General features: G+C 65.4%; 1 protein-coding gene. It reads left to right on the forward strand.

Annotated features, from left to right (window positions below; all coding sequences use genetic code 11):
- Positions 1-895: ATP-binding cassette domain-containing protein (locus GHO41_RS29375; RefSeq protein WP_153435355.1), on the forward strand; the 895-nt coding region annotated here is incomplete at both ends.

The following is an 895-nucleotide window of genomic DNA, read 5'->3' on the forward strand; positions in this document are numbered from 1 at the left end:
CGGTGGGCGTGCCCGAGCCGGAGTTGCGCGCGCGCCAATACCCGTATCAATTGTCCGGCGGCTTGCGCCAACGGGCGCTGATCGCTTCGGCCATCGCCTGCAACCCGCGTTTGCTGATCGCCGACGAACCCACCACGGCCCTCGACACCACGGTGCAGGCGCAGGTACTGACGTTGCTCGAATCCCTGCGCGGCGAGAGCACCGCGATGCTGATCGTCAGCCATGACTTGGCCGTGGTCTCGCGGCTGGCCAACCGGGTGGCGGTGATGCACAACGGCATCATCGTCGAGCAGGGCAACGTCGACGACGTGCTGCACGACCCGCAGCATCCCTACACCCAATACTTGCTGCGCACGGGCAGGGCGGTGCACTTTCGCCGCAACCAAAGCGCGGCGCGTACACCGCTGAGCATCGTCACGGCCAAGGTCGAGCAAACGCCGCCGCTGTTGCAGGTCAACGGTTTGAGCAAATCCTTCAAGGGGCCGGACGGGAAACAGCGCACCGTGGTCAACCAGGTGTCGCTGCAACTGCGCCGGGGCAAAACCTTGGGCATTGTTGGTGAATCCGGCTCGGGCAAAACCACCCTGACGCGGATGATCCTGGGGCTGGAAACCCCGGACAGCGGTGACATCCACATCAAGGGCCAGCCGTGGCTAAGCCTGTCTGCGGCAGAAAAACGCCAACTGCGGCGCAGCATTCAAGTGGTGTTCCAGGACCCGCTCAGCTCCTTCGACCCGCGCTACAGCGTGCGCCGTGTGCTCAACGAAGCGCTGGAAGTGGCCGGGCACAAGCGCAGCGAATGGCCCCGGCGCGCGGAAGAACTGCTGGCGCTGGTCAAACTTGACGCAGCACTGCTGGAGCGCCGCCCGATTGAACTGTCGGGCGGCGCTCCAGC

Source organism: Pseudomonas sp. FSL R10-0399 (genome assembly GCF_009600165.1).
Lineage (GTDB): Bacteria > Pseudomonadota > Gammaproteobacteria > Pseudomonadales > Pseudomonadaceae > Aquipseudomonas > Aquipseudomonas helleri.